General features: G+C 58.7%; 16 protein-coding genes. 4 read left to right on the top strand and 12 right to left on the bottom strand.

Annotated elements, in window-relative coordinates; all coding sequences use genetic code 11:
* The 3 genes from PSV43_RS10185 to PSV43_RS10195 form a co-directional block, all read left to right on the top strand.
* On the top strand, positions 1 to 879 hold an 879-nt coding region (locus PSV43_RS10185; protein ID WP_300196393.1), incomplete at its 5' end, for a hypothetical protein.
* Between the two features lie 2119 nt (positions 880 to 2998).
* Positions 2999 to 3919 carry a hypothetical protein gene (locus tag PSV43_RS10190; protein ID WP_300196395.1) on the top strand — a complete coding sequence of 307 codons (921 nt, stop codon included), beginning with the start codon at positions 2999 to 3001 and terminating at the stop codon, positions 3917 to 3919.
* 121 nt (positions 3920 to 4040) lie between these two features.
* Complete coding sequence (locus tag PSV43_RS10195) at positions 4041 to 5717, top strand: dihydroxy-acid dehydratase (RefSeq protein WP_300196397.1); 1677 nt, start codon at positions 4041 to 4043, stop codon at positions 5715 to 5717.
* Positions 5718 to 5753: 36 nt separating this feature from the next.
* Here the strand turns inward: PSV43_RS10195 and pdxA are convergent, their stop codons facing one another.
* From pdxA to deoC, 8 genes are all read right to left on the bottom strand, one after another.
* Entirely contained in the window at positions 5754 to 6749 is a 996-nt protein-coding gene (pdxA, locus tag PSV43_RS10200) for a 4-hydroxythreonine-4-phosphate dehydrogenase PdxA (protein WP_300196399.1), read from the bottom strand.
* A 16-nt stretch (positions 6750 to 6765) separates the two neighbouring features.
* Entirely contained in the window at positions 6766 to 7608 is an 843-nt protein-coding gene (locus PSV43_RS10205; RefSeq protein WP_300196401.1) for an alpha/beta hydrolase, read from the bottom strand.
* Complete coding sequence (locus PSV43_RS10210) at positions 7605 to 8048, bottom strand: hypothetical protein (RefSeq protein ID WP_300196403.1); 444 nt, start codon at positions 8046 to 8048, stop codon at positions 7605 to 7607. The genes PSV43_RS10205 and PSV43_RS10210 overlap by 4 nt, the downstream gene beginning before the upstream one ends.
* A gap of 1 nt (position 8049) precedes the next feature.
* Positions 8050 to 9462: a DUF1501 domain-containing protein gene (locus PSV43_RS10215; RefSeq protein ID WP_300196405.1), complete on the bottom strand. Its 1413-nt coding sequence runs from the start codon at positions 9460 to 9462 to the stop codon at positions 8050 to 8052.
* On the bottom strand, positions 9459 to 12416 hold the full coding sequence (locus PSV43_RS10220; protein WP_300196407.1) for a PSD1 and planctomycete cytochrome C domain-containing protein: 2958 nt from the start codon (positions 12414 to 12416) through the stop codon (positions 9459 to 9461). The genes PSV43_RS10215 and PSV43_RS10220 overlap by 4 nt, the downstream gene beginning before the upstream one ends.
* Before the next feature lie 84 nt (positions 12417 to 12500).
* A complete protein-coding gene (locus tag PSV43_RS10225; RefSeq protein ID WP_300196409.1) occupies positions 12501 to 16436 on the bottom strand; it encodes a M56 family metallopeptidase in 3936 nt (1311 codons plus the stop codon).
* Between the two features lie 7 nt (positions 16437 to 16443).
* Positions 16444 to 16860 carry a BlaI/MecI/CopY family transcriptional regulator gene (locus PSV43_RS10230; protein WP_300196411.1) on the bottom strand — a complete coding sequence of 139 codons (417 nt, stop codon included), beginning with the start codon at positions 16858 to 16860 and terminating at the stop codon, positions 16444 to 16446.
* 56 nt (positions 16861 to 16916) lie between these two features.
* The gene (gene deoC / locus PSV43_RS10235; RefSeq protein ID WP_300196413.1) at positions 16917 to 17699 is read right to left on the bottom strand and encodes a deoxyribose-phosphate aldolase; all 783 of its coding nucleotides are present in this window, start codon (positions 17697 to 17699) and stop codon (positions 16917 to 16919) included.
* A gap of 70 nt (positions 17700 to 17769) precedes the next feature.
* Here deoC and PSV43_RS10240 point away from each other — a divergent pair, with 70 nt between their 5' ends.
* Positions 17770 to 18525: a GntR family transcriptional regulator gene (locus tag PSV43_RS10240; RefSeq protein WP_300196415.1), complete on the top strand. Its 756-nt coding sequence runs from the start codon at positions 17770 to 17772 to the stop codon at positions 18523 to 18525.
* A 5-nt stretch (positions 18526 to 18530) separates the two neighbouring features.
* Here PSV43_RS10240 and PSV43_RS10245 read toward each other — a convergent pair whose 3' ends face one another.
* From PSV43_RS10245 to PSV43_RS10260, 4 genes are all read right to left on the bottom strand, one after another.
* A complete protein-coding gene (locus PSV43_RS10245) occupies positions 18531 to 19964 on the bottom strand; it encodes a PhoPQ-activated protein PqaA family protein (RefSeq protein WP_300196417.1) in 1434 nt (477 codons plus the stop codon).
* 121 nt (positions 19965 to 20085) lie between these two features.
* Complete coding sequence (locus tag PSV43_RS10250) at positions 20086 to 20691, bottom strand: redoxin domain-containing protein (RefSeq protein ID WP_300196419.1); 606 nt, start codon at positions 20689 to 20691, stop codon at positions 20086 to 20088.
* Between the two features lie 108 nt (positions 20692 to 20799).
* The gene (locus PSV43_RS10255) at positions 20800 to 22068 is read right to left on the bottom strand and encodes a DUF1552 domain-containing protein (protein ID WP_300196421.1); all 1269 of its coding nucleotides are present in this window, start codon (positions 22066 to 22068) and stop codon (positions 20800 to 20802) included.
* Positions 22069 to 22085: 17 nt separating this feature from the next.
* Positions 22086 to 24410, bottom strand: coding sequence for a DUF1592 domain-containing protein (locus tag PSV43_RS10260; RefSeq protein WP_300196423.1), 2325 nt, complete (start codon positions 24408 to 24410; stop codon positions 22086 to 22088).
* Positions 24411 to 24446: the final 36 nt, after the last annotated feature.

The following is a 24446-nucleotide window of genomic DNA, read 5'->3' on the forward strand; positions in this document are numbered from 1 at the left end:
GGCATCACCGCCTCCATCGGTTACGACTCCAACTACGTGTGGCGTGGCATCAACTACGGCCAGCATTGGGTCCGTGCCGGCCTTAACGGTGCCATCCTCCTCGTCGGCGGTGCCGCTGAAGACGGCGCTGGCAGCACCTCCCTCCTCTGGGATGTGAACTACGGCTCCCTCGCAGGTGACCAGGACAGCTTCTCCCCGAATTTTCCTGCTTTCACCGGCATCAAGAACACCGCATCCTTCCAGCGCCTTCAGCTGGGTGCAGCCATCTCGCATGACCTTGGTCCTGTCGCGGTGAGCTTCGGCTACAGCTTCATCCACAACATGGGCGACCTTGCCAATGGCAGCGGTATCAATCAGCTCCCGTTTTTCGGCAACGGCAACGGCTACGGCATGAACGATATCCAGCAGCTCACTCTGGGCGTCAACACCGACCTTGGCCCGATCAATCTGGCTTCGAGCGCGAACTATGACCTCTTCAACGGTGGCTGGTACTTCGACCTCACCGCCAAGTCCACCATCGCTGTGACTGATTCCTTCAGCATCGTCCCACACGCTGGTCTGGGCTATGGCCTGAACTACAACGCTGGCTTCACCCAGGCTTCCCGCAACCTCGTCGGCGGCGGCGGCCTCTTCGGCCAGTCTGCAGCTCAGGGCGGCATCTCCGGTTGGACCGCACTCACCGTTGGCATTGATTTCCCAATCAAGCTCAACAGCCGTGCGACCCTGACCCCTTACGTTGCTGCCAACGTGCCAATGGGCCCGATGGAAAATCTGGCTGCCTCGGCTACTCGTGACTACGGCTTTGGTATCGGCGGTGGCCCAGACACCCCCTTCACCAACATCGTTTATTACGGCGTGACCCTCAGCGTCCGCTTCTAATACCCGTCGTTCTCTGAACGATTCAACCCTTCAAGGTTAACCTCCCGGCGCAAGCCGGGAGGTTTTTCGTTATGCGTTGCGCGCCAATGAAGCCTGCTGAGGGAACAGGCATCAAAGCAAGGGGATCTCAGTGCGCTAGAGCAACGCTTCGCATCGCCACCCGGTATAGCGGTTCGCAAAACTCATTTCCGTTTAGCAGGCTGTTTCTTGATCGCAGATCATGGGCTTCCTTCTTCGCTCTCCTGCGTCGAGCTACGAAGGACAGGTCGATGGCGGCTGGCTGAGGACAGCCAGCCCTACCAGCGCTGGGCAGACGCGTGGCCATGCGCCGCTATCCGGAAATCCGTTTTGGAAAACGCTATAAACTCTTTTCGATCTCTGAAACTGGCCACTCGTTGAAGAACCCCTCCGGTCTGGGCCTCAGCATTTGAGCAATCGCGCTCATGCTCTGCCCGCTGGTGCGCCGTGTGAACGGCTTGAGTGCCTCCCCCCATTTTCTTCAAGGTCTTGGGATGAGCTTTGGGTTGCCCCATGTCCACGAACTTCGTCTTCTGCGGGTGCAGTTCCAGCCCGGCTCGGGCTGCCCACTCTGGCAAAGCTTGCAAGTGGCCAGGGCTTCCTGAACATCACGACACAAGATGACCATGTCGTCCGCGTAGCGCACCATCTCCAATCCGTTCCTGCTCATCAGATGGTCCAGCGGGTTGATGTGGATATTGGCCAAAAGCGGTCAGCCGAACGAAGTGAGACAGACAGCGAGGAACGAGCTGCACGCAGGGCAAACGTAGCGCAGTCAAACGACTCCGCCTGTGGCGTGCCCCCCTGTCTTCCGACTCGATCACTCCCTCCTGTTCCATGATGCCCTGCTGGAGGAAGCTTTCGATCAGCGCGAGCACCCGCGCATGGCCGTCTTTTCAATGTGCGCTCGCTGATACCGTCCACGCCGCAGGGCCCTGCGTTGGACTGCACCTGTTCCCAGGCCTGTTGCAGCGTGCTTTCAGCACAGATGTTGGCAGCTATTTTTAGATGATGCTTCGCTGGTTGTCTCGCTACGCTCGGCTGACGATCAGACTACCCCCTTTGATCCCTCTTTCGAGGGCCATGAGCACTTCTCGCTCCAGACAGCGCGTTGGCCTTGTAGCGCTGCCACAGGGCTTCTTTATCTTGCTTACCCGTTGGCGGGACTTCGCTTTGTCCTTTGCTGAGATGATCTTCTTTCCTGTCATCCTTTGCTCTACGGTCGTGCCTAGGTTGCTTTGCTGTCTATCTCCGCTTCGCTCCGGTTGTTCACGGCACCATCCTTCCCTGACATACGACCACCAGCCACCCCAGCATTCTCGAGCGTAGGTTCCGTATCCACGCACTGGTCCGGCGCTTGACGAGCCTGAACTTCGCCTTTCTCTCGCAGGCTCGCCGTATTGTTCTGGTCGAATCGTGTTCACTTTCGTGGTTGTCTGTCAGGTTCTAATTTTGTTCCTCTCCACACTCCTCGTGGCGACGCAGTTACCTTAGGTTCTCACCCCGAACACGGTTCCAGATGGCGGGGTCTCTCACCCCAGAGGGTCGTGACGCTCTACAACGCACGGCGCTGTCGCATCAATCCAAACCGGGGGGACGAGGATGATTCCTCTCCAGCCAGCCAAGCTCCAAGGCCTTAAAGTTTCCTGCTGGAGTTTTCAACAGGCTACCGATCCCCTTCATCAGGTTGGAGGCCGCAAACAGGCACCTGTCAGGAGCCACTGCAGTCAGTTCTTTCGATGCCTGACTCACCTCAAGCCGCGTGCCCAACTCAAATGATCGTCAATCCCGCAACGCTTAAGAACCCGGCAATAAAGCAACGTGTGTGAGCCTTGGCTGAATAGGCGCTGAACCACTACCAGCGCTCATACCCAACCTCAGCCAACTCAACAAGATACAGAGCAAGGAGGATCAAGGTCCCCGCTGAGGGAACACTCAGAAAGCAGTGACGCGAAGCCCGCTCAGAAAAAAACCCGAAGCCAGATTGATCGGCATTCCCTCAAAGTTGGCATGCCCCCTGCTATGTATTGGTGAGTAAGCTGCACGGCCTTCCCGGCTGGTCAGCGCCTCAACACCACCAATAACTAAACTCGACCCACACATGAAGCCCAAAAGCATGACATCATTCATTGCCAAGTCGGTGACCGTTCTTGCTGCCTGTGCAGCGCTGAACGCATCCGCTGGCACCGCACCCGTTAAAAACCCCGCCCCTCCCGTGGTGGAAGAATCAGGAGCTCTCTTCGACTCCATCGGAGCCACCTTCGATGCCGGTTACGACAGCCGCTACTACTTCCGCGGTCTTTGGTTCGCTGACAACATCATGTGGACCGCACTCAACCTCAGCGTGCCAATCACTGACAAGCTGACTTGGGGCATCGGAGCTGCCTACATCAACACTGCTGGCACTCCCTTTGCTGGTTCCAAGAGTGGCTTCCAATATACGGAAATCGACGCTATCACCAATCTGTCCTTCGACGCAGGATGGGCCAAGTTCGGAATGCAGTATCAACACTACTTCTATCCAGATACTTACGGTGGCAGCTTCAATGGTGGGGCAAATGCCCTCGCTGACCCAGAATTCGCACTCAAAGATGCTGGTGAACTAGGCTTCACCGTTGCAGTGCCAATTCAGGCCTTCAACATCTATGCAGGCTACTACTATGACCTCCGAATCAGCGGTCAGTACTTCTCCCTCGGTGCTGATTACACATTCGCAGTCACTGATTGGCTGAGCATTGTGCCTTCCGTCACCGCTGGTTACGGCATCGACTACTACACCGGCAACGGTTCCGGCTCGATCGCTGGTGGCGGCGTGGTTGGCAACAAAGGTCAGAGCCTGCAAAACGCTTCGACCTCCGGTATGACCCACGTTCTCTACACCCTCGCCGTCCCGGTCAAACTGACCAAGGCAGTGACATGGACGAGCTACGTTGCACTGAACCACAGCGAAAAGCTGCGTGCTTCCCTCAACACGACTCAGAACGAAGTCTTCTGGGGAACCAAGCTGAGCTTCGCGTTCTAATTACACCGGGCTTTACGCCTCACATATCTGATTAGGTTTAGCTCCCGACCAGCTCGTTCACTGGTCGGGAGCTTTTGTTTTGGCGTGGAACCTCTTTCCGTCTAGCATCCGCTCACAACACATGACTGAACATAAGCTCAACTGGAACTCGAACAATCTCACCCACGGCTGGCAGCGCGGCGTCAACGCCTTCTTCTGGGGCCTGGGTTTTAAGCCGGAAGATTTCGACAAGGCGCAGATCGGCATCGGTACGCCACTGCTCGACGGCAACATTTGCAACGTCCACGCTCACGAGCTCGCCCAGCTCATCGCCCAAGGCTGCAAAGAGGCAGGCCTCATTGGTTTCCCCTTCGGCGTCTCGCCGGTAAGCGACAACATCACGCAGGGAAATGTCGGCGGTGCGGCCTCCCTTTGCTCGCGCAATCTCATGGCGAATGGTGCGGAGATGATCTGCACCTCGCACTGCTATGATGCGCTGATCGGCCTGCATCATTGCGACAAAAACGGCCCGGCATTTGCCATGGCCCTGGCACGCACCAATTACCCGGGTCTCATCGTCAACGGCGGCAGCATCATGCCTGGCTGCCACAAAGGACACTCCACCTCGATTCTCGACGTCTATGACGCCGCCGCGAAGGAAAAACAAGGGACGATGAGCTACGAAGAGTCCGAGCAGATCATCCGTACCGCCTGCCCTGGCGCAGGTGGCTGCGGCATCGCTGCTTCCTTCAACACCTGGGGCATCGCGCTTGAAGCCATGGGACTCAGCCTGCCGGACACCTCCTCCATGCCAGCCATCGAAGCGGGCAAACGTGAGGAATGCCTGCGCGTCGGCAAAGCCGTGCGCCGCCTGTTGGAGATGAACCTTCGCCCCCGCGACATCATCACCAAGGCCTCCATCACCAATGCCATGACCGCCATCTGCGCGATCGGTGGCTCCACCAATGGCGTGCTGCACATTCTCGCCGTCGCTCGTGAGGCAGGAGTCGATTTCACCCTGCGCGATGTACAGGCCATTGGCCGCCGCACCCCTGTGCTGTGCAATTTCGCCCCACGTGGGCGCGGCACCATGGTGGATCTGTATCGTCTCGGCGGCACCACCATGCTGCTGAAGCACCTCATGAAAACCGGGCTGCTGGACGGCTCCTGCATCACTGTCACAGGGCAAACGCTGGCGGAAAATCTCGCCAACGCCGCTGAAGTCCCCTTCCCCAATGAACTCATCGCTCCCATCGAGGCACCGTTCAAAGAGTTCGCGGACATCCAGATCTGCTTTGGCAACCTCGCTCCCGACGGCATCGTCTTCAAAGTTTCCTCATTGGACGAACCAAAATTCCGCGGCAAAGCCATCTGCTTCCACGACTCCAAAGGCGTCTCAGATGCAGCCGCCGCTGGTCGCATCCAGCCCGGCCACATCGTGGTCATCCGTGGCTGCGGTCCGGTGGCTCTTGGCATGCCGGAAATGCATGTTGCCAGCGCCGCCCTCGCAGTGCCTGAGCTTTATGGCAAAGTCGCCCTGCTTTCAGACACTCGCGTCTCAGGCGTCTCTGGCGGTGCCGTGGGCGTGCATTGCAGCCCGGAAGCCGCCGTGGGCGGGCCGATTGCGGTGGTGGAAGATGGCGATGAAATCGAGTTCGACCTGCTCGCAGGCACCATTCACGTCAATGCCGATCTTGATGCCCGCACTCAGACGATATTCCCCGTCAGCCATCAGTTCGGCTACCTCGCTGACTTCGCCGCCACGGTGACTCAAGCCCATCAGGGCTGCGTGCCACGCTGGGTGGCTGAGCGCAAATAGAACGCTTTCCAAGACTCCTGCTCCGCAGGAACAGGGCTACTTTGCCATCTTGGCCGCCAGCAGCACAGCCTCCACGAGGCTGCGCCCGTTGGCTTTGCCCTGCCAGGCGATGTCGCACGCGGTGCCGTGATCCACACTCGTGCGCGGCACCGGCAGTCCCAGCGTGGTGTTCACGGCGGTGTCAAACGCCAGCGCCTTCAGCGGGATAAGCGCCTGGTCATGATACATGCAAATGTAGGCGTCCACTGTCCGGCGCTTCGTCGCAATGAAAGCAGTGTCAGGCGGAAGCGGGCCTTCAACGGTGTGGCCCTTTGCCCGTGCCGCTTCAATAGCAGGCGCAATGATTGCCTCCTCCTCACCCCGACCAAACAGGCCATGCTCGCCCGCATGAGGATTGAGCCCGCAGACTGCAATGCGCGGTTTTTTGCCACGCACACGCTGCACCGCCTCGGCGGTCAGCTCGATGACATCCAGAATGCGCTGGGTCGTCAAGGCGGGCACCACATCCTGATAACCGATGTGCACGGTCACCAGACTGCTGATCATTTCCTCGGAGAAAAAAGTCATGCAGGAGCGCTCTGCCTGCATCTTCTCAGCAAACATTTCGGTGTGGCCGGGATACTTGATGCCTGCGGCATGCAGCGCTTCTTTGTTCAGCGGTGCTGTGGCTACGGCGGCGACTTGTCCCGCCAAAGCGGCCTGAATGCTCTTTTCCACGTAGCGATAGCCTGCGGCACCCGTCCTGGCGCTGACGACGCCCGGCGTGAAATTTTCCGCATCAAAGCCAAAGAGATCGAGCACCGCCGGCTCGTCGATACCCGCACATTTCTCCGCCCATTCGATCTCGCTGATGATGCGTTTCGGAGCTGGGAGACCCGTCTGCCGTGCGCAGCGAGAGAGCAGCCGTGCATCACCAAACACCACGGGCGTGAGAAGTGAGCACACCTCCTCGTTGGCGAGCAGTTGCAGGCAGATTTCAGGACCGACCCCCGCAGGGTCGCCCATGGTGATTGCTATGAGTGGTTTCGGCATGAACCGGCACTCTGACTCAACGCAGCACCTTGTCGAGGAACTTGGCAACGAGGGAGGTGCGCTCGTCGTTATAAAACTCCGAGCCACCATGCAGGCTGCCGGGCAGCAGGAGTAAAGTCACTGGCAAGCCCAGGGCTTGATAGGCTTTGGCCAGTTCCTGCGACTGCTGCGGTGGCATCTGCGGATCGGCATCGCCATGAATGAGCAGCAGCGGCGGGTCATTTTTGTCGAGGTGGTCCACCGGGCTCGCCAGTTTCGCCAGTGCGGGCTTTTTGTCCGGTGTATCTCCCAGCAGCAGCTTCAGCGCAGGAATGCGGAAATCGAGGCCCTGCGGAGTACTCTGGGAGAGGATCGTTGCCAGATTCGAAGCGCCGTAATAACTCACGATCGCCTGCGCATTGCTGCTTTGATCCAGATGCTCACCGAGCTTGCCTTCGAGTTCTTTGCTCCCGTTGGTGACGCCAACCAACGCTGCCAAATGACCTCCGGCCGAGGAGCCGATGATGGCGATCTTGGTCGCATTGAGGTGAAACAACCCTGCGTTGGCCCGCAGAAATCGAATCGCTGCTTTGATGTCATGCGCCTGTGCGGGAAACACCGCCTGCGTGGACAGCCGGTATTCCACGCTCGCGATGGCAAAGCCTTTGTCGTATAAATCGGCGATCGGCACGTCCTTCTTGGATCCCGCCCGCCATCCGCCGCCATGCACATACACGATCAACGGTGGATTCTCTCCCTGCGGACGATGCAGGTCCAGCTTGAGCGAGGTTTCACCCACCTTCGCATATTCGATGTCCGCCTGGGTGTCCGCCAGCACTGCCGAACTGAGTAAAATCAGAGGGAAAAGGAACTTCATCATGGCCCGAACATCATCTGCTCCTCCGGCACTTCCAATCTGATTTTTGTGCCATAACCCAGCCCTTCCGTCCACGGCAGCAGCAGTTCCAGCACATCCGGCTTTTGAAAATGCACCGGCTTCGTCTCAGGATGCGGGTGGTATATCAAGCCACGCACCGGCTCAGCGTCCTCACGATGCACGGTGACATCGAAAAACGAAAAATCCTCCGCCGGATCTTCAGGATGCCACTTCAGCGCACGAAACATATGCCGGGGCTTCACCCCACGATAGCTCAGCGGTGCAATGCTTACGTTCAGAGTTCCGGGATAAAACGCGCTCAGATCAAGTCCAAGCGCCGCAAAGAATGGCAGTTGCATGCGCAGCGTGCCACCGGGGAAGCGCGGATTGCCATTCAAGCCGGAGGCCACGCGGTGCCCTTGAACGATGGTGGCTGGGATCATGCTAGGCCAAAATCTGTTTGATCACATGGCACGGATCCACGCCTGTCAGCTTAAAGTCGAGCCCCGCTTTGCTGAAGGTGAGACGTTCGTGATCAATGCCCAGGCAGTGAAGAATCGTCGCCTGCAGATCGGCGACGTGAACTTCGTCTTCGACGATGTTGAAGCCCATCTCATCCGTCGCACCAAGGGTGACCCCGCCTTTGATGCCACCACCGGCCATCCACATGCTGAAGGCCTGCGGATGGTGGTCGCGCCCTAGGCTGCGACCGAGAGAGACGCTGGCTTCGACCATCGGTGTGCGGCCGAATTCACCGCCCCACACAACCAGCGTGCTGTCGAGCAGGCCGCGTTGCTTGAGGTCTTTGACCAGCGCGGCGCTGGCTTGGTCAGTGATGCCGCAGTTCTTCTTCACATTGCCCGCCACATCGCTGTGCGCGTCCCAGCCTTCGTTGTAGATATTGATGAAGCGCACGCCGCGCTCGACCATGCGCCGTGCCAGCAGGCAGGCACGGGCGAAAGACGGGACCTTCGGATCGCAGCCGTACATTTTCAGAGTGGCCTCGTCCTCCTTGGTAAGGTCCATCAGTTCTGGTGCGGAGCTTTGCAGACGGTAAGCCATTTCGTAATTCGCGATGCGCGTGCCCGTTTCGCTGTCGCCATCGAGTTTGAGGCGGCGGTGGTTCATCGCGTTGATGAGTTCAATCGTGTCGCGCTGGGTGCCGGCCTCGATGCCCTGCGGCGTGCTCACATTCAAAATGGGATCGCCCGTGTTGCGGAAGCGCGTGCCGGAATACAGGCTGGGCAAAAAGCCGCTGCTCCAGCAGGCCGCCCCGCCGCTGATGCCGCTGCCGGTGCTCATCACGACAAACGACGGCAGATCCCGCGTCTCGGCCCCGAGACCATAGGTGATCCATGAGCCCATGCTGGGCCGCCCCGGCTGAGAGAAGCCCGTGTTCATGTAAATCTGCGCCGGTGCGTGGTTGAACTGCGTCGTGCGGCAGGATTTTACGATGGCGATGTCGTCCACCACCGAGGCTAGATGCGGCAGCATTTCGGAAAGCTCCGCACCGCTCTGCCCGTGCTTCGCAAACTGATAGCGCGGCCCCAGCACCGCTGCATCAGGCCGAATGAACGCATAGCGCTGCCCACCGATGATCGAAGGTGGCAACGGCTTGCCCTCGTATTTCGTGAGCATGGGTTTGTTGTCGAACAACTCAAGCTGCGAAGGCGCGCCCGCCATGAACATGTGGATGACCGCTTTGGCCTTCGGCGGGAAGTGTGTTGGCGCGGAGAGATTCGGACTCTGCCCCGCGCCATAGGCCGACTCCGCCAGCAATGAAGCCAGCGCGATCTTGCCGGTGCCGACGGCGCAGTCCTGGAAGAAGTGACGGCGGGTGATGTTGGAAGTGTTCATGGATGCGTGATGGCTTCGTCGAGGTTCAGTGCAGCGCGGCTCACATCGGTCCAGAGCGCTTCATCGGCGAGTTTCTTGTCGCGCTGCTTTTGCAAAAAGGCTTTCAGCATCGCCAGTTCGTCGGGTGCCGCAGGCCGGGTCGCGACGCGGCGGAAGATGTTTTGCAGGCGCTCATCATCACTCTGGGATTCAGCGATGACTTGCTTCGCCATCGCTTGCGCGGCTTCCATGAACATCTGGTCATTGAGCAGCGTGAGGGCTTGCAGCGGACTGTTGGAGACCTCGCGTTTGGCAAGGCAGGATTCACCGGTGGGCGCATCGAAGGTGGTGGCCATCGCAAACGGTGCCGTGCGTTTGGTGAAGGTGTAAAGACTGCGGCGGAAGTGATCCTCCCCTTCGCTGGTCTTCCATTCAAATTTGCCATAGGTGCCTTCCGAGGTGACACTGACAGGCTGTGGCGGATAGACACCCGGACCTCCCATCTTCGGTGACAGCACCCCGGCGGCTTTCAGCGCGGAATCACGAATGACCTCGGCATCGAGCCGGAAGCGTGCGCCACGTGCGAACAGGATGTTCTCAGGGTCTTTTTGTGCGTGCTCAGGCGTAATGCGGCTGCCCTGTTTATAAGTCGCGCTGGTGACGATGAGTCGATGCAGCTTCTTCACTGACCAGCCCTGCTTCACGAACTCAACGGCAAGCCAGTCGAGCAGCTCCGGATGCGAAGGCGGATCACTCTGATAACCGAAGTCTTCGAGCGACTTCACGATGCCGCGACCAAAGAACGCCTGCCACTGGCGGTTCACCGTCACGCGTGCGGTGAGCGGATTTTCAGGTGCAAACAGCCACTTCGCAAAAGTGTAACGATTCGCAGGCGCATCCTTCGGCAGCGCAGGCAGGAACGCGGGCACGCCGGGTGAGACCGCCTCCTTCGGCTGCAGGTACTCGCCACGATGATAGCGGTGCGTGATGCGCGGGTTGTTCGCGGGGCGCTCATTCATCACGAGCGTGGCCTGACCACGCGGCGGCGTTTTGCGGGCGATCAGCAAGGGCTTGGCGGCCTTCTCCATTTCAGGGGCGCTCTCGAGAAAACTTTGCAGCAACATGGCCCGTTTTAATTTGTCATCGCTGGCGAGCGCCTCCTCGACTTCCGCCGGAAGTCCCGTGGCCTCCGCGTGGTCGCTGGTGGTGACGGAAATGCGGAAGTGTCCCAGCGGGCAGGCGAAGTGCTTTTCAAACAGCATCTTCAAATCAAAGCCGCTTGTGAGATCGACTGGCTGATCAAAATGGAACACCGCCGCATGCTGCACGCCATAACCGCCCAGCACCTGCCAGCCGCTGGACATCTCGCCATCGAGCGTGGCGCTGGCGTTGTTCTTTTTCTTCGGCTTCGCTGCGGCTTTAGCTTTTGCCTTGGGAGCACTCGCATCACTGATGCGATCATCCTCGTCATCGTTCGTGTCTTCAGCCCGGGCAATTTTGACGCCCTTGCCGTTTTGCGAAGCCTGCAGTTCACTCATGAAGAAGCCGCCGAGCGGTCCTTCGTAGTTGGTGAGTCCTGGACCGTCGTTCGGCAGGCTGGGATGTGAGGTCACCTCAATGCGGAGAGCACGCACACCCTTGATGGGTGCCTTGAAGCTCAGATCATAGACATCACTCTTCGAGATGTCACCGCTGCCGAGGATGAAGCCATCCGCCTCCTGCTCCAGATGCGGCATGGTGGTCTTCATGCCTGTGGGGCGAATGACCTCCCATTTCGATGCGCGATGGGATTCGCCTTCCAACCATCCCGCAAAACGGCTTTCCATGGCAGCCGTACCGCCGGGGAACTTCGCGGGCAGCTCGGCCTCGAGTTGGGCAATCTTCTCGGCATGGGCCTTCTGCTGCGCTTCAATCTCAGGCGTTGGAATGAAATAGGTGGGTTCGCTCGCGTTGTTCAGCAGCGCCAGCGTGCGATAGTAGTCGGTGTGGAGGATGGGGTCGTACTTGTGTGTGTGGCACTGACAGCAGTTCATCGTCAGCCCCATCCATGTCGTGCCGGTGACGCCAACTCGGTCCACCATCGCATAAAAGCGGTACTCATTGGGATCAATGCCGCCCTCCTCATTGAGCATCGTGTTGCGATGAAACCCGGTCGCGATGAGATCCTCCGGCGTCGCATTCGGCAGCATGTCTCCGGCGAGTTGCTTGATGCTGAACTGATCAAACGGCATGTCAGCGTTCAACGCACGCACCACCCAGTCGCGGTAGGGCCAGATCTGGCGCGGGCGATCTTTCTCAAAGCCGTTCGTATCTGCGTAGCGTGCGAGGTCCAGCCAGCGCCGCGCCCAGCGCTCGCCGTACTGTTTGGATGCGAGCAACGCATCCACGAGCTTGTCATAGGCATCAGGCGACTTGTCATTCACAAACGCATCCGCCTCCGCAGGTGTCGGCGGCAGACCGATGAGGTCGAGATAGACACGGCGAACGAGCGTGTAGCGATCCGCCTCAGCCGAGGGCTGCAAGCCTTCCTTCTTCAGACGATCTTGGATAAAAGCGTCGATAGGATGAATGCCGGCCTTGGGCAGCTGCACCTGCTTCGGCGGTACATAGGCCCAGTGCGCCTCATACGGCGCCCCTTCAGCGATCCATGCCTTCAGAATATTTTTCGCACTTTCCGGAAGGAAGGCCTTCGTGTGCGGCGGCGGCATGACCTCATCCTCATCGGTCGAGAAGACGCGCTTGATGAGTTCGCTGGCGTCCGGCTTGCCCGGCACGATGGCGAGTTCACCCGACTTGCCTTTTCCCATGGCCGAGTCACGCAGATCCAGCCGCAGCTTGCCTTTGCGCCCGTGTTCATCCATGCCGTGGCATTTGAAACAATGCTGCGCGAGCACGGGCCGCACGTCACGGTTGAAATCGACGGCGAATCCAGTGGCGGGCAGAGCAAGGCAGAATAGAAAAGCGTGGCGTATCATTACGGTGAATAAAAACGCCGTGAGCAGGCATTTTCTGACCACAAGACACGTACGAGCCGGATCAGCCAGCAGAAAGGCAGGTCTCTACTTTTCAGTCACCTGGATATCCAAAGGCGTCTTCGTCGCCTGTTCTTCAATGGAATAATAGGCAGTTCCTGAGTGCGGGTGCAGCGTTTTCGGATCGGTCCAGAACACCTGGCAATGGGTCTTGCCTGACACCCGGTTCCCCAGGGTGACCAGGCCTTGATCATCCGCCACGGCCTGCCTGGCAGTCCATGGTTCCTTTTTAAACTGCGCGTACTTCTCCGCGTCTTCTGCATGCATATTCATTCGGCTATAGCCCATCATGCTAAGTCCAGGCCATTCAAATTGAACGGTGGCTCCAGCGGCTGGACTGCCATCTGGAAGAAGAATACGCATGGTTCTTGTGACACAAGGCCTCGCGCTCAGGGTGACACTTTCCTTTACAGTCGAGTTCGCGATGTTGACGAGAGTGGAGCTGTCTATACTGAGAGGACCCCGAGTGGTCCAGCCTTTGCCGAGACCCGCCAGGTTCAACATTCCACGCGGTATACCCGTAAAATGGAAACGGCCATCACGTCCCACGGGTGCCCAGACCGTCCAGGGAACAGTGGGCGGATAACCTTTTGCAATTTGGTTCAATTCTCCTTCGGATTTGACATACACCCTCGCCACCACACCGCCGGTGCCGTCATAGTCAGCCGGTACTCCCTCGATTTTTCCTTCGATCTCGACTCCAGGCAGGAGTGTCACCGCCATTTTGACTTCCCGACCAGGAGCCTTGCTCGCGCCGATAGCTTTGGAGAACAGCACCTGGCCCTCCGCCGTCGTGCCTTGCAGGAGAAAGTGGGTGCCATGCTCCAGTGCCAGCTGCGTCCTCAGTTCTCCCCCCTGAAGAAGCTGGTTCTCTGCGATCATCCCTGCACTGCTGTTGGCTGACCATTTCACAATCGGGTTCGCGATCGTGATATTAACCGCTGTCTCAGGATAAATCCGGACCTCAGCCTTTCTGCCATCCATCAGCTCGGTTTTGCGAGACTTGGACCCATCCGGCGCGATTCCGATGATCTGCACTCCGGATGCTTGGCGACCAGGGACTGGCATGCGTGGAAACATCAGCGTGGCTCTGCCCTTTTCATCACTGGTTGCCATCACGGCCTGAGCCAGCGCCTTGCCCAGGCCCATGGGAGCTTGGGCATGATCGACAAAATCGAGGACTTCGATCTTCACTCCTGCCACAGGTTTCTTATCGGCATCCATCGTCGTGATCTCGATTTTGCCGTTTGCCCCTTCAACGAAGACGGCAGGCTGTGATAGAGCAGATGGATCCGCACGCGGCTTGGGAGTGAGATCCTCTTTCTCCAGGATAATGTCTTCAAGTCGCATGGGTGATGCATTGCCTCCCGCCTCCACTTGGAAGCGCATCCATCTTCCAGCATCTCGCGGCAGATCCATGCCGGGCCCTCTTGGCATGACGCTGACATTGAGTTCATAGTTCCCAGGCGGCAGCGCCTCGGTGATGAAGCGTCCATCCGGGTCCGGCTGCCGCATGCTGGGCACGGGCATCCCATTGCTGGTGATGTTAAAGAAAATGGAGTAGGCATCGCTGCGGAATCCATACCCTTCCGGCATTATGATCCGGCCTTGGACAGCACGAACCCCGCCCACCTGGCTTTGGCGCAGGAAGTTTCCGAGGATCATCTGTCTGGCGCTCTGCGGCCCTGTCCCTACTGTCACCTGCGTGGTCGACAGATATTCTTTTTTGATCCCTACTCCATCAATCGCGACTCCGCTAAAGCTCGCTCCCGGCAGCAGATGGTCGATCTTGTAGCCACCATTCTTGTCCGTGGTAAATTTAATGCTGTGAGTGATCTTGAGCGTTTCGGGGTTGGAAACGAGATCGGCATCTCCTCTGGCATTGATGACCACCGTCGCTTCCGCAACCGGGCTGCCGTCATTGCGGAGCATGCGTCCGCTCATGGATGCCCAGCGCTCCAGTTTGAAGACAACACCCGGCTTCAGATCTCGTGCCCGCATCCGTGCAAAGCCTGCCTTGGGATGCATGGCCACGATCCATAGCTTGTCCTTCAGCACGGGTTCCACATCAGGCAACCTGATTGCACCGTCTTCTTTCGAGTAGTCCAGGCTGATCAAGAAATTGCCAGAGGCCATGTTCACCCGGTCTCTCGACCGCATCATCTCCAGCGTGATTGGTTTGAAGCTCTCCACCAGCCTCACCGCATCCTCCACCACCCAGACCATGGCATCTTTGACAGGCTCACCCACAAAATTCACCACCTTGCCTTGGATGCGCTCCACCGCCTCCAAGGCTGCGTCAAACGTCGTCTCGCGTTCCGTAACTTTCATGACCTTGGACTGAACAGCCATGTCGGGAGCCCATGCACGCACGATGATCTCATTCAAATCACGCACCTTCACAGCAAGCCGGTATTCCCCCGCTTCATTGGTATGGGCGAAAGGATGCTTCCACTCAAAACGGCTGATGAAGGTCATCTTGTTTTCTATGCCGAAAAACACGCGTGCATCTTTGATGGGTTTGCCATCGCGCTTGTCCGTTATTTTACCCACGATCCAGGAGACTTGGGGCAGCACGAGGCGACGTTCTTCGCTCTGCGTGATCCCTTGGAAAATGAGCACGTTTGATTCGGCAAAGTCACCGTGCTCGGCGCGCAGATTCAAGGAGGCTGACTTGAAGATCTCTTCAAAACTGAACTTCCCCTCTTCACCCGTCAGTTGTTCTTTCCTGTCCGATCCGCTGCGCATGTTGATGGACATCCGAACCTTCGCCCCCTTCACCGGCCTGCCTTCGTCATCCACGACGATGCCAGTCACGCTCGTCGTCGCCGAATCATCGTCAGCCTTGCTAGGCTTCTTTCCTTCTTCCGCAGGTGAACTGCTCAGACCGATGACCGCCATCACCATGAAGGCCGCCATTCCAATCCCCCACCGTGTTCGTCGTCCCCGTGCAATGTCCATGAGACCCTCGATGCGGCGGCGCAGATCCTTCTTATTTTCCGAGATGCCCAGCAGCGTGGCGGAGGCCAGCCACACCATCCACCCGGCGGTCGCGTAACGTGAAAAACCGAGCAGCATCTCCCCATACCGGTGTGCCTCGCTGGCATCGGTGCAGCGCAGCGCATGCGCATCCGCCGCCATCTCTGCCTCGGCGCGCAGCCGTCTTGCTGCGATCCACACCATCGGATTAAACCAATGCAGGGCGATCACGCAGGATGAAAAAATCTGAGCCCACAGGTCATGTCTTTTGAGGTGTGCAAGTTCATGCAGAAGGACGAGCTTTAAAGCAGCCGCATCCTTCCCCACCGCGACCTGCCTGGGCAGCAGGATCACAGGTCGCAGCACTCCGAAAAGGGAAGGCGCGCGAACAGCATCCGTCACCATCAGCCTCGGCACATGCCGGACATGGGCAAGCCGGCAGGCCTCCTCTAAAAGGTCGCTGATTTCGCTGAAGGCCTCGCTGGCATCTCGGCGAATCCGGCGTTGCAACCTCAGATGCAGCACGATCATCACGCTGAACACCGCCGCCACTCCGCAGAGCCACAAAATGGAAAGCCTTCTCTGCAAAGACCAGGAAGGAGCCTCCGCCATGGGCGCAGGAAGCTGCACCACAGGTCTGACAACACCTGGCATTTCCGGCACAGGCACAGCAGGGCTGAGGGACAGCACTCTCACAGCAGGCTCCTCCGCCGCCACCTCTTCCTCAACAACCACCGCAGGCGCTGGCTCAAACAGCGCCGGAACATCGGCCAGCCCATGCAGAGAGAAGGAGAAATGACCAAGGTCCGGCACCATGAAGCGCAGCAGCACCAGCAGCCACAGCCCATGCCGCCATGCGGGTGAAAGGTGCCGGTGCAGCACCAGCAGGACCAGCCCGGCGACCAGTGCCAGGAGCGTGCCCTTCGATGATAAGAGCGCCAGAGATTGCAGCCAGAGTTCGACGAATTCGATGAGTGCATTCATAAAAAATTTAGGAGTTGGGTTTGATCTGGTCCAGCAGTGCCTTGAGTTCAGCGATGTCCTTCTTCGTCAGTGAATGATGCTCGGCCACATGCGCGACAAGCGGCTGCAGCGCGCCGCCGAACATGCGGTCCAAGAAACTGCGCGTCTCATCCTCCACACACGCGGAGCGCACCACGGCGGGCGTGTAGAGAAAGCGGTTCCCCTGCGGCTCTGTCGCCAGCGCACCTTTCGCGGTAAGCCGCGCCAGCAGCGTCACCACCGTCGCCCGCTTCCATCCCCTGCCTTCCTCCAGCAGGGTCGCAATCTCCTGGGAAGTGCGCGGGGACTTCTCCCACAGCAGTTCCATGATGTCCCACTCCGCCTCGGTGATAGCGACAGCCTCAGGTGCCGGAGGCGCGGTTTTTTGAACATGTTTTTTGCTCATGTTTACAACTGTAAGCAATAACGCCTACATCTGTAAACAATTATTTTTCGCCCCGCTCAATATCCCCCGGCGCCAATTTTACCACCAGCGGCATCGCGCGTGCCAGCCGCTTCCCGCTTGCGGTAGTCGTCCATCATCGCCGCCGTCGCCGTCGCACCGCAGCGGCTTCCGCCGAGGTCACGCACCTTGATAAGCCCATTGAGATCACGGACCCCACCCGCCGCTTTCACCTGCACCTTGGGTCCGCAACTCGCACGCATCAGAGCCAGATCATGTTCAGTCGCTCCTTTGTAGTTGTAGCTGCCATCCACCTGCTTCACAAAGCCGTAACCGGTGCTCGTCTTCACCCAATCGGCCCCGGCGCGTTCGCAGATTTCGCAGAGCCTGCGCTTGAAGTCGTCGCTGCTGAGACCCGCACCGCCGTTGGTCAGATAATCATTTTCAAAAATCACCTTCACCTTCGCCCCGTGCTTGTGCGCTTCGTCGCAGACCGCTTTCACGTCCGACTCCACGTAGCTCCAGTCACCTCCCAGTGCCTTGCCAAGGTTCACCACCATGTCGATCTCGTTCGCGCCGTCTTTGCAGGCCAGTTCAGTCTCGTAGCGCTTCGATTCCGTGGCGCTGTTGCCATGCGGAAATCCGATCACGCAGCCAACCAGCACACCGGACCCACGCAGCCATTCCACCGCCTGCTTCACCGCGTAGGGCTTGATGCAAACCGAGGCCACCTGGTACTGCGCCGCCAGTTTGCAGCCCGCTTCCAGATCCGCATCCGTCATCGTCGGATGCAGCAGGCTGTGGTCGATCATCTTGGCGAGGTCGGAGTAGCTGTATTTCATAAGTGGCTAAGCCAATTCCTAAATTGGCTTAGCCACTTGTCAAAGCCCGGTTTGTTCGCAAAGTCTCGCCGTGGCAAAATCAGCATCCTTTCACGAACAACTGATCGAAAAGCTGCGGAAACTCCTCCGCAGCCGCCAGTTCGTCCCCGGTGCCAAATTTTTGACCGAACGCGAGATCGCCGAACGCTTCGACACCAGCCGCCCCACCGCCAACAAAGCCCTCAGCAGTCTTGTCTCCACCGGCTTGCTGGAGTTCCGCCACGGCGCGGGAACTTTCGTGCGCGGCAGCGTGCTGGATTACGATCTGCAACATCTCGTGAGCTTCACCGAAAAGGCCAAAGCCGCAGGAAAGAAGCCCGGCACGCAGGTCATCGCCCTGCAAAAGCTCTCTGCTGCCGAGGCACCCGCAGCAGCTCAAGCACTGAAAGCAGCTTCTTCTGAACCGTTGTTTTATCTCGAACGCATTCGTCTGGCGGATGCTCAGCCCGTCATTTATGAACGCAGACATGTCACCGCACGTTTCTGCGCCGGCATGAACAAGGCCTATGCCAAAGGCTCACTCTACGACTTCTGGACGACCAAGTGTGGGCTGACCATCTCCGGCGCCGACGAATCCATCCGCGCCGTCAACGCCTCACCCGCACAAGCCTCGGCACTCGGCATCAAGCCAAACACCGCATGCCTGCTGGTCATCGCCACCGGCTTTCTCGAAGGCGGCGTCCCCCTTTGGTATGAAGAGACGCTCTATCGCAGTGACGCATATGAGTTTCGCAATCAACTCGGCGGCGTCTCAGGCCCCAAGCCCGCTCAGGGCCGCATGCGCTGAGCCTCTTATTCGAGACGTATCTCAGGACTAGAAACGGTCAGCGTGGAGCCGCTTTCCTCCTGGGCGTGGACGGTGATGACATCGAGCATATTCACATCACCCTCGACGTTGATTTCACCGCTGTAGGTGGCCGCACCGGTTTTTTCCAGCGGGGCTGATGCCCATTCATCAAATTCCATGGCAATGGAATAATCAGGATGGCGGTTCACCGACCACCACACGGCATTGTCCTGCGGCTCGCTGTGATCAGGAAAAACGACCTTCACCGCGAGCCGGTGCGTCGCCTTGTCCCACTGCGTGCCGACCTGCGGCGGTGCCACCATGTGCCGTGTGCCAAAGAAGTGATGCAGGGCAAAGGCGCGCAGATTCTCATCTACCTCCGGCAGTCCGCCGACGGATTTGACAAAGCCCGCCTCCTTCGCGCCGCCATGCTGGCCACCTGGAACGATGTAAACGGGCAGCTGTGGGAAGCGACGGCCAAGTTCGACGAGACCGGGACTGACGTTGTCATTGGAGCCTTGGTTGTAGAAAATTTCGGTGCCGCGCTTCTTCAACTCTTCGAGGTAGTTCGTCGTGCGGCAGGCTTCCCAGGCGGCATTGCACGCGCTTTTTATCTCGGCATCACTCCAGCCGGCATCGCGCACCATTTTCATCGTGATGCGTTCGTCCGAGCGCGCCTTCTGCCGCACCAGCAGCTTTTCGCGCCCCACCGGATCGGTCATCGCAGCGATGAAGTCCTCGTTCATCTTCGTGATCTCCGCAGGCAGCATGCCTTCAACGTAAGGACCACCAGGACTCTCGATCACAGGTGCAACAACGGGCATGATCGCGGTGACGCGGTCATCCGCAATGCCCGCCGCCGCAGTGGCCACCCCGCGCTTTGAGCCCCCGGTCGCCAGCACCTTCTTCGGCTGAAACACATCCTTTTCGGCCACGGCTGCGGTGAGCGCACGCATGTCGCTGATCCCCCAGATCCATGCCGGCGTATAACGCGTGTCCTTGGTCTGGATGAAGCGCTCCTCCATCATCAGATGAAGTTTCCCCACCGGCTCCATCCCATCAATGGGCACCATGCCAATGAAAACAAGGCCAACGCCATTCTCCTTCAGCAGACGCAGTTTCGCACCTGCCGCAGCAGCAGGCTTCAACTGCAGTCCCGTGTTCTCGATGATCACGTTCGTACAGACCCCAGTGGCGGGAGCCAGAAAGGTCACCGGCAGCCGCACCTTCATCCCCGGCCACCATTCGCACACCGTGATCTCGACGAGCTTCTGCCGAATCGACGCATCTTTCGGATTTAGATGCCAGTCCGCAATCACCTTCGTTTCCAGCGTCCCGGTGTCGCGGATCGATGCCATGTCAAACCTGCCAATCGTGATCTCCGCACTGGCGGAGACAATCGAAAACAACAGGGCGAAAAGAATTGCGGCAGATTTCATGCCTCACTCAACGCACCACGGCTCGGACTTCTGCCATGATTGATGTGCAATGAGCAGTGGAAAATAAAAACAGCCTTGCGGATTGCGTCCGCAAGGCTGTGTAAAACATCGGCTTGACCGATTAAGAAGCCATCGCTGCGGCCACGTTGCCGACGAGGTCCTTGCCCGGCTTGAGCGTCTTGGAGCCCGGAGTCCACTTGGCAGGGCAGGCCTCGCTAGGGTTCGCCATCAGGTGCACATTGGCTTCCATTTTGCGGACGAGTTCACCAGCATCACGGCCCACATTGTAGAAGTTCACCTCGGAGGTGACCAGCTTGCCTTCAGGGTTGATGATGAAGGTGCCGCGTAGGGCGAGGCCGGTGCCGCTGTCATACACGCCAAAGAGACGGCTCACCGCGCCGGTGGTGTCCGATGCAAGAGTGTACTTCACGTTCTTCATCAGGCCTTCGGTGTTGCGCCACACCATGTGGGCAAACTTGGTGTCCGTGGACACGGCGACCACCTGCGCGCCGAGTTCGGCAAGTTTGACCTGCTGATCAGCGAGATCGGCCAGTTCCGTAGGGCAGACGAAGGTGAAATCAGCCGGGTAGAACACGAGGACGGTCCATTTGCCAGCCTTCTTGATATCAGCGAGGGAGACCTTGCCGAAATCACCATGCGAGGGTTCGTAAGTTTCCATTTCGAAGTCGGGCACGTGGGAGCCGACTGAGACGAGAGTTGTTTCCATAAGTATGCGAGTTTTAGAGGTGGCGGCGCTTCCGAAAGCGCCAAGGGGGACGCGACTTTTGCCGCCCAATCGTCCGCCGGTCAAACGCAAAGGCGCGCATCGCACCGCTTACACCGCAGCCAGACCGTCCATCTCCGACTCACTCGTCGCAAAACGCTCATCCTGCAGCCCAAGGCGGTGCAACGCGCTCATGTAGAGATTCGGCAGCGGGTAGTTGTCCTTCTGGTCAAACGCCAGGTGCTGCCCGTGCTTGAACCCGCCACCGGCAAACAGCACGGGCATGTTCTTGTTATCATGCGCGGAGGCGTTGCCCAGATTGGAGGTGAGCAGCACCATCGTATCATCCAGCAGCTTGTCGCCCTTGAGCCTGCGCAGGAAATGCCCCCACTGATCAACCACGCCCTGCTCCACGATGGCGAGCTGCGCGAGTTTCTCCTCATCCATGCCATGATGGCTGAGGTTATGATAGCTCTCCTCCACACCCTCCAGGCCCTGCACGTTGTTGCCAGTGATGTGGAGCGTGACAAATCGCGTGCTGTCCGTGGCCAGCGCCATGTGGATGATGTCCAAAAAGATGCCATCCACCGCGACTTCGTTGTCACGGGGAATTTTACCCGGCGGTTTCATCGCGACTTTCGGCTTGGGCCTGTGCGTCCAGGCTTCATTGGCGGCCAGCCGCGTTTCGAGATCGCGCACGCTCGTAAACCACGCGTCGAGTTTGTCACGGTCCCCCGCCCCGAGTTCGCGCTGCAGCATCTTCGCCTCAGCTCCCACCACATCCATCACGCTGCGCCCGCTGCGAATCAGCTCCGCCTGCCTCTCCTGCTCGGCGGGCGTGTCATTGACAAACAGACGCGTAAACAAACGCATCGCATTGTTCTCAGCGGGAATCATGGAGCCATTCTCCGTGTAGGACGGGCTGGTCTGGCTGTTCGTGTTTAGCACCAGCGAAGGAAATCGCGTTTCGTGGCCCAGTTGCTTCGCCATGAGCTGATCCAGCGAGATGGTGTTGCGTGAGGTGGCACCGCGCGCATTGGGGCAGGCCGTATAAATACTGCCCTCCGCCGTATGCCCGCCATTGACGCCCGGATGCGAGGAGCCGGACACCACCGTGAAGTCGTTGCGCAGATCCTGGATGCTCTTCAGATAGCGCGAGGGCTTGTAGTCACGTCCGGCACCTTCAGGAACGAGATTCGGATTGTGCAGCCCGAGTGCCATGCTCACCCCGACAAAACGCTTCGCCTGCTTTGATTCCTTAACCGCCGCAAACGCCGGCGTCATGGCCTCCAGCAGGGGCAGCCCCAGCGAGATGCCCGCACCACGCAGCATGGCACGACGGGAGATGCTGGCGCCAAAGTTGAAATAGACGTTTTTCATGATGGGAATGGGAACGGTTACTTGCTAAGAAAAATCTCGCTCAGAACTGCAGCGCGAACTAGAGAGCGCATTCCGTATCCGTTTTGCGCGGTCGCGGAAATCACTTTCTCACGCGCATCCTCGTTGCTGAAGCGCAGCGGAGCGCCGGTGGAATAGGTAAGGAAATGCGTGGCAAAACCACGCGCAAGTTGATCGGCATGCTGCGTGTAAATGTGCTGCCAGGAATGAATGTCAGTGAAGGTCTGCCCTTCGGGTGTCACGCCAGTCGGGTCTACTTTGGCTCCGCGATTGTTTTTGCCGTAGCCAGTGCGCCAGACGCCGACAGGATCGTAGTTTTCGAGCGCGAACCCGGGCGGGTCGATGGTCTGGTGGCAGCTCGCGCAACTCTCATTGTTTCGGTGCTTGTCCAGTTGATCGCGGATGGAGGTGGCACCGCGAATGTCGGGTTCGATGGCAGGAATGCCGGGCGGGGGTGGCGGGATGTGATTGCCCAGAATGCGCTCATTGATGAACACCCCGCGCACCACCGGCGAAGTGCTGGTGCCGTCAGCCGTGACTTTGAGAATCGCCCCCTGCGTGACGAGTCCGCCACGAATGTCCTTGTCAGTCAGCGCCACTTTCTGCATTCCTTCGCCGGTCTTGACGGCCGCTTCGGTGCGATAGTGCCGCGCCAGTCTGCCATTGAGAAAGGCGAAGTCCGACTCCACGAGATTCGTGATGCTCAGATCCTGTTTGATCATCTCGGCGAAATAGGTGCGCGTCTCCTGCAACATGGATTCCTGCACCACGGAATCGAACGTGGGAAACTGACGTGAGTCGGGCGTAGTGAAGTCGATCTCCTTCAGCTTGAGCCACTGGTCCGTGAAACTGGTCACAAAGCGCTTCGACTTCGGATGCGCCAGCATGCGGTCCACCTGCTGGGCCAGCACCTGCGGATCATGCAGCTGCTTATCGTTCGCGAGTTGGATGAGCTTGTAATCCGGCATGGACACCCAGAGCGCGTAGCTGAGACGCGAGGCAATGGCGTGATCATCCAGCGTCCCCCGAGCTTCAATAAAAGTCAGGAAACGCGGCGAGCACAAAATGGCACGATAGGCGCTGCGCAGCGCCTCGGCTGGCGGATCTCCATCAGCGAGCGCTTTGCGGGCGATGTCACGATAGGCGACAGCTAGCTCCTCCGTCACAGGCCGGCGGAAAGCACGCCGCGCAAAGCGGGTGACGAGTTTGTCGACTGTGGCCGCATCCGCCGTTTGCACATCGGCCTCGCCAAACAGGTTCTTCCGCAACGCCGCACGATCCGCATTGGGATAGATGCGCTCAATGTCGATGCCCGTGTGCGCAATGCCTGCAAAACCTTCCTTGGCCAGATCACGTCCCACGAAGGACACATTGCCCCCTTTCGCACCGCTCTGAGGGTGCTTGTAGGTGGCGTCGTTGGGCTTGAGTTCGAGCCGATGCTTCTCCTGAATCCATCCCTCAAAGACCATGTTTCGTGGCGTGCTTGTGGCCTCCACGAGGCCGATCATGTAGAGCATGGGCGCATTCGATTCACACTCACCGGAGCGCAGCGTCCCCCACACCGCGCCGTCGCTGCCCGGATTGATGGCCTGAACATCGTGCAGCGTGATGCGATACCACCCGCTCTCAGGCACAAACGTCGGTGTGCGGCCAAAAAACTGCAAGGTCATCGGCCAGGTGATGCTCCTGCTATCACGCAGGTCCGGCCCGCGATAGTTACCCCCGCGATTCTTGGTCAGCATTTCTGGCGTGTAGTGCTCCTTGAAAGTTTCGTCGCCCTTCAGCGCACGCTGAAAAGCATCGGTCAGCGCGAGGTCGGCCACATCAAGGTACCGCGCCAACAGGTGCTGTGAGAGCTGCTGCCCTGCAGCCACCGTTTCAAATCCATAGGACGCACGGTCTTCCGGCAGCAGCACCTTGAGCGGCATGTCGATGCCAAGCAGATCATGCATCGTGTTCTCATACTCCGTGCGCGTGAGTCTGCGGCTGCGAGTCCGACCGTTGGCGGCAATGTCTTCAGCATCTGCCTTCAACAGCGCAGGCTTGAGACTCGCGAGAAATTTCTCCGCGTCAGCTTTCGCTGGCTGCGGCTTCTTTTTGGGCGGCATTTCACCATCGCGCACACGCTCAAAGATTTTTTGCCAGTTTTGGAACGCATCCGCATTCGCAAGATCAAATGGCAGCGCGCCAAGATCCAGCCCGCCTTTCTTCATGTCCGCATCATGACAATCGACGCAATGCTGATCCAGAAACGCAGGCAGCGGCTGAGGCAGCTCGGCGAAAACAGCCGGAGAGAAGAGGATAAGGAGCCACCAAGGTTTCATGAACAGATTTTTAACGCGGGAACTGTTGAAATCTGA

The sequence above is a fragment of the Prosthecobacter sp. genome, from assembly GCF_029946185.1.
Classification (GTDB): domain Bacteria; phylum Verrucomicrobiota; class Verrucomicrobiia; order Verrucomicrobiales; family Verrucomicrobiaceae; genus Prosthecobacter.

Bases quoted from the DNA above. Each gene is read 5' to 3' on its own strand.
- PSV43_RS10190 (WP_300196395.1), top strand. From the start codon at position 2,999: ATGAAGCCCAAAAGCATGACATCATTCATTGCCAAGTCGGTGACCGTT.
- PSV43_RS10255 (WP_300196421.1), bottom strand. From the start codon at position 22,068: ATGAAAAACGTCTATTTCAACTTTGGCGCCAGCATCTCCCGTCGTGCC.
- PSV43_RS10195 (WP_300196397.1), top strand. From the start codon at position 4,041: ATGACTGAACATAAGCTCAACTGGAACTCGAACAATCTCACCCACGGC.
- PSV43_RS10225 (WP_300196409.1), bottom strand. From the start codon at position 16,436: ATGAATGCACTCATCGAATTCGTCGAACTCTGGCTGCAATCTCTGGCG.
- pdxA (WP_300196399.1), bottom strand. From the start codon at position 6,749: ATGCCGAAACCACTCATAGCAATCACCATGGGCGACCCTGCGGGGGTC.
- PSV43_RS10215 (WP_300196405.1), bottom strand. From the start codon at position 9,462: ATGAACACTTCCAACATCACCCGCCGTCACTTCTTCCAGGACTGCGCC.
- PSV43_RS10210 (WP_300196403.1), bottom strand. From the start codon at position 8,048: ATGATCCCAGCCACCATCGTTCAAGGGCACCGCGTGGCCTCCGGCTTG.
- PSV43_RS10220 (WP_300196407.1), bottom strand. From the start codon at position 12,416: ATGATACGCCACGCTTTTCTATTCTGCCTTGCTCTGCCCGCCACTGGA.
- PSV43_RS10250 (WP_300196419.1), bottom strand. From the start codon at position 20,691: ATGGAAACAACTCTCGTCTCAGTCGGCTCCCACGTGCCCGACTTCGAA.
- deoC (WP_300196413.1), bottom strand. From the start codon at position 17,699: ATGAAATACAGCTACTCCGACCTCGCCAAGATGATCGACCACAGCCTG.
- PSV43_RS10260 (WP_300196423.1), bottom strand. From the start codon at position 24,410: ATGAAACCTTGGTGGCTCCTTATCCTCTTCTCTCCGGCTGTTTTCGCC.
- PSV43_RS10205 (WP_300196401.1), bottom strand. From the start codon at position 7,608: ATGATGAAGTTCCTTTTCCCTCTGATTTTACTCAGTTCGGCAGTGCTG.
- PSV43_RS10245 (WP_300196417.1), bottom strand. From the start codon at position 19,964: ATGAAATCTGCCGCAATTCTTTTCGCCCTGTTGTTTTCGATTGTCTCC.
- PSV43_RS10230 (WP_300196411.1), bottom strand. From the start codon at position 16,860: ATGAGCAAAAAACATGTTCAAAAAACCGCGCCTCCGGCACCTGAGGCT.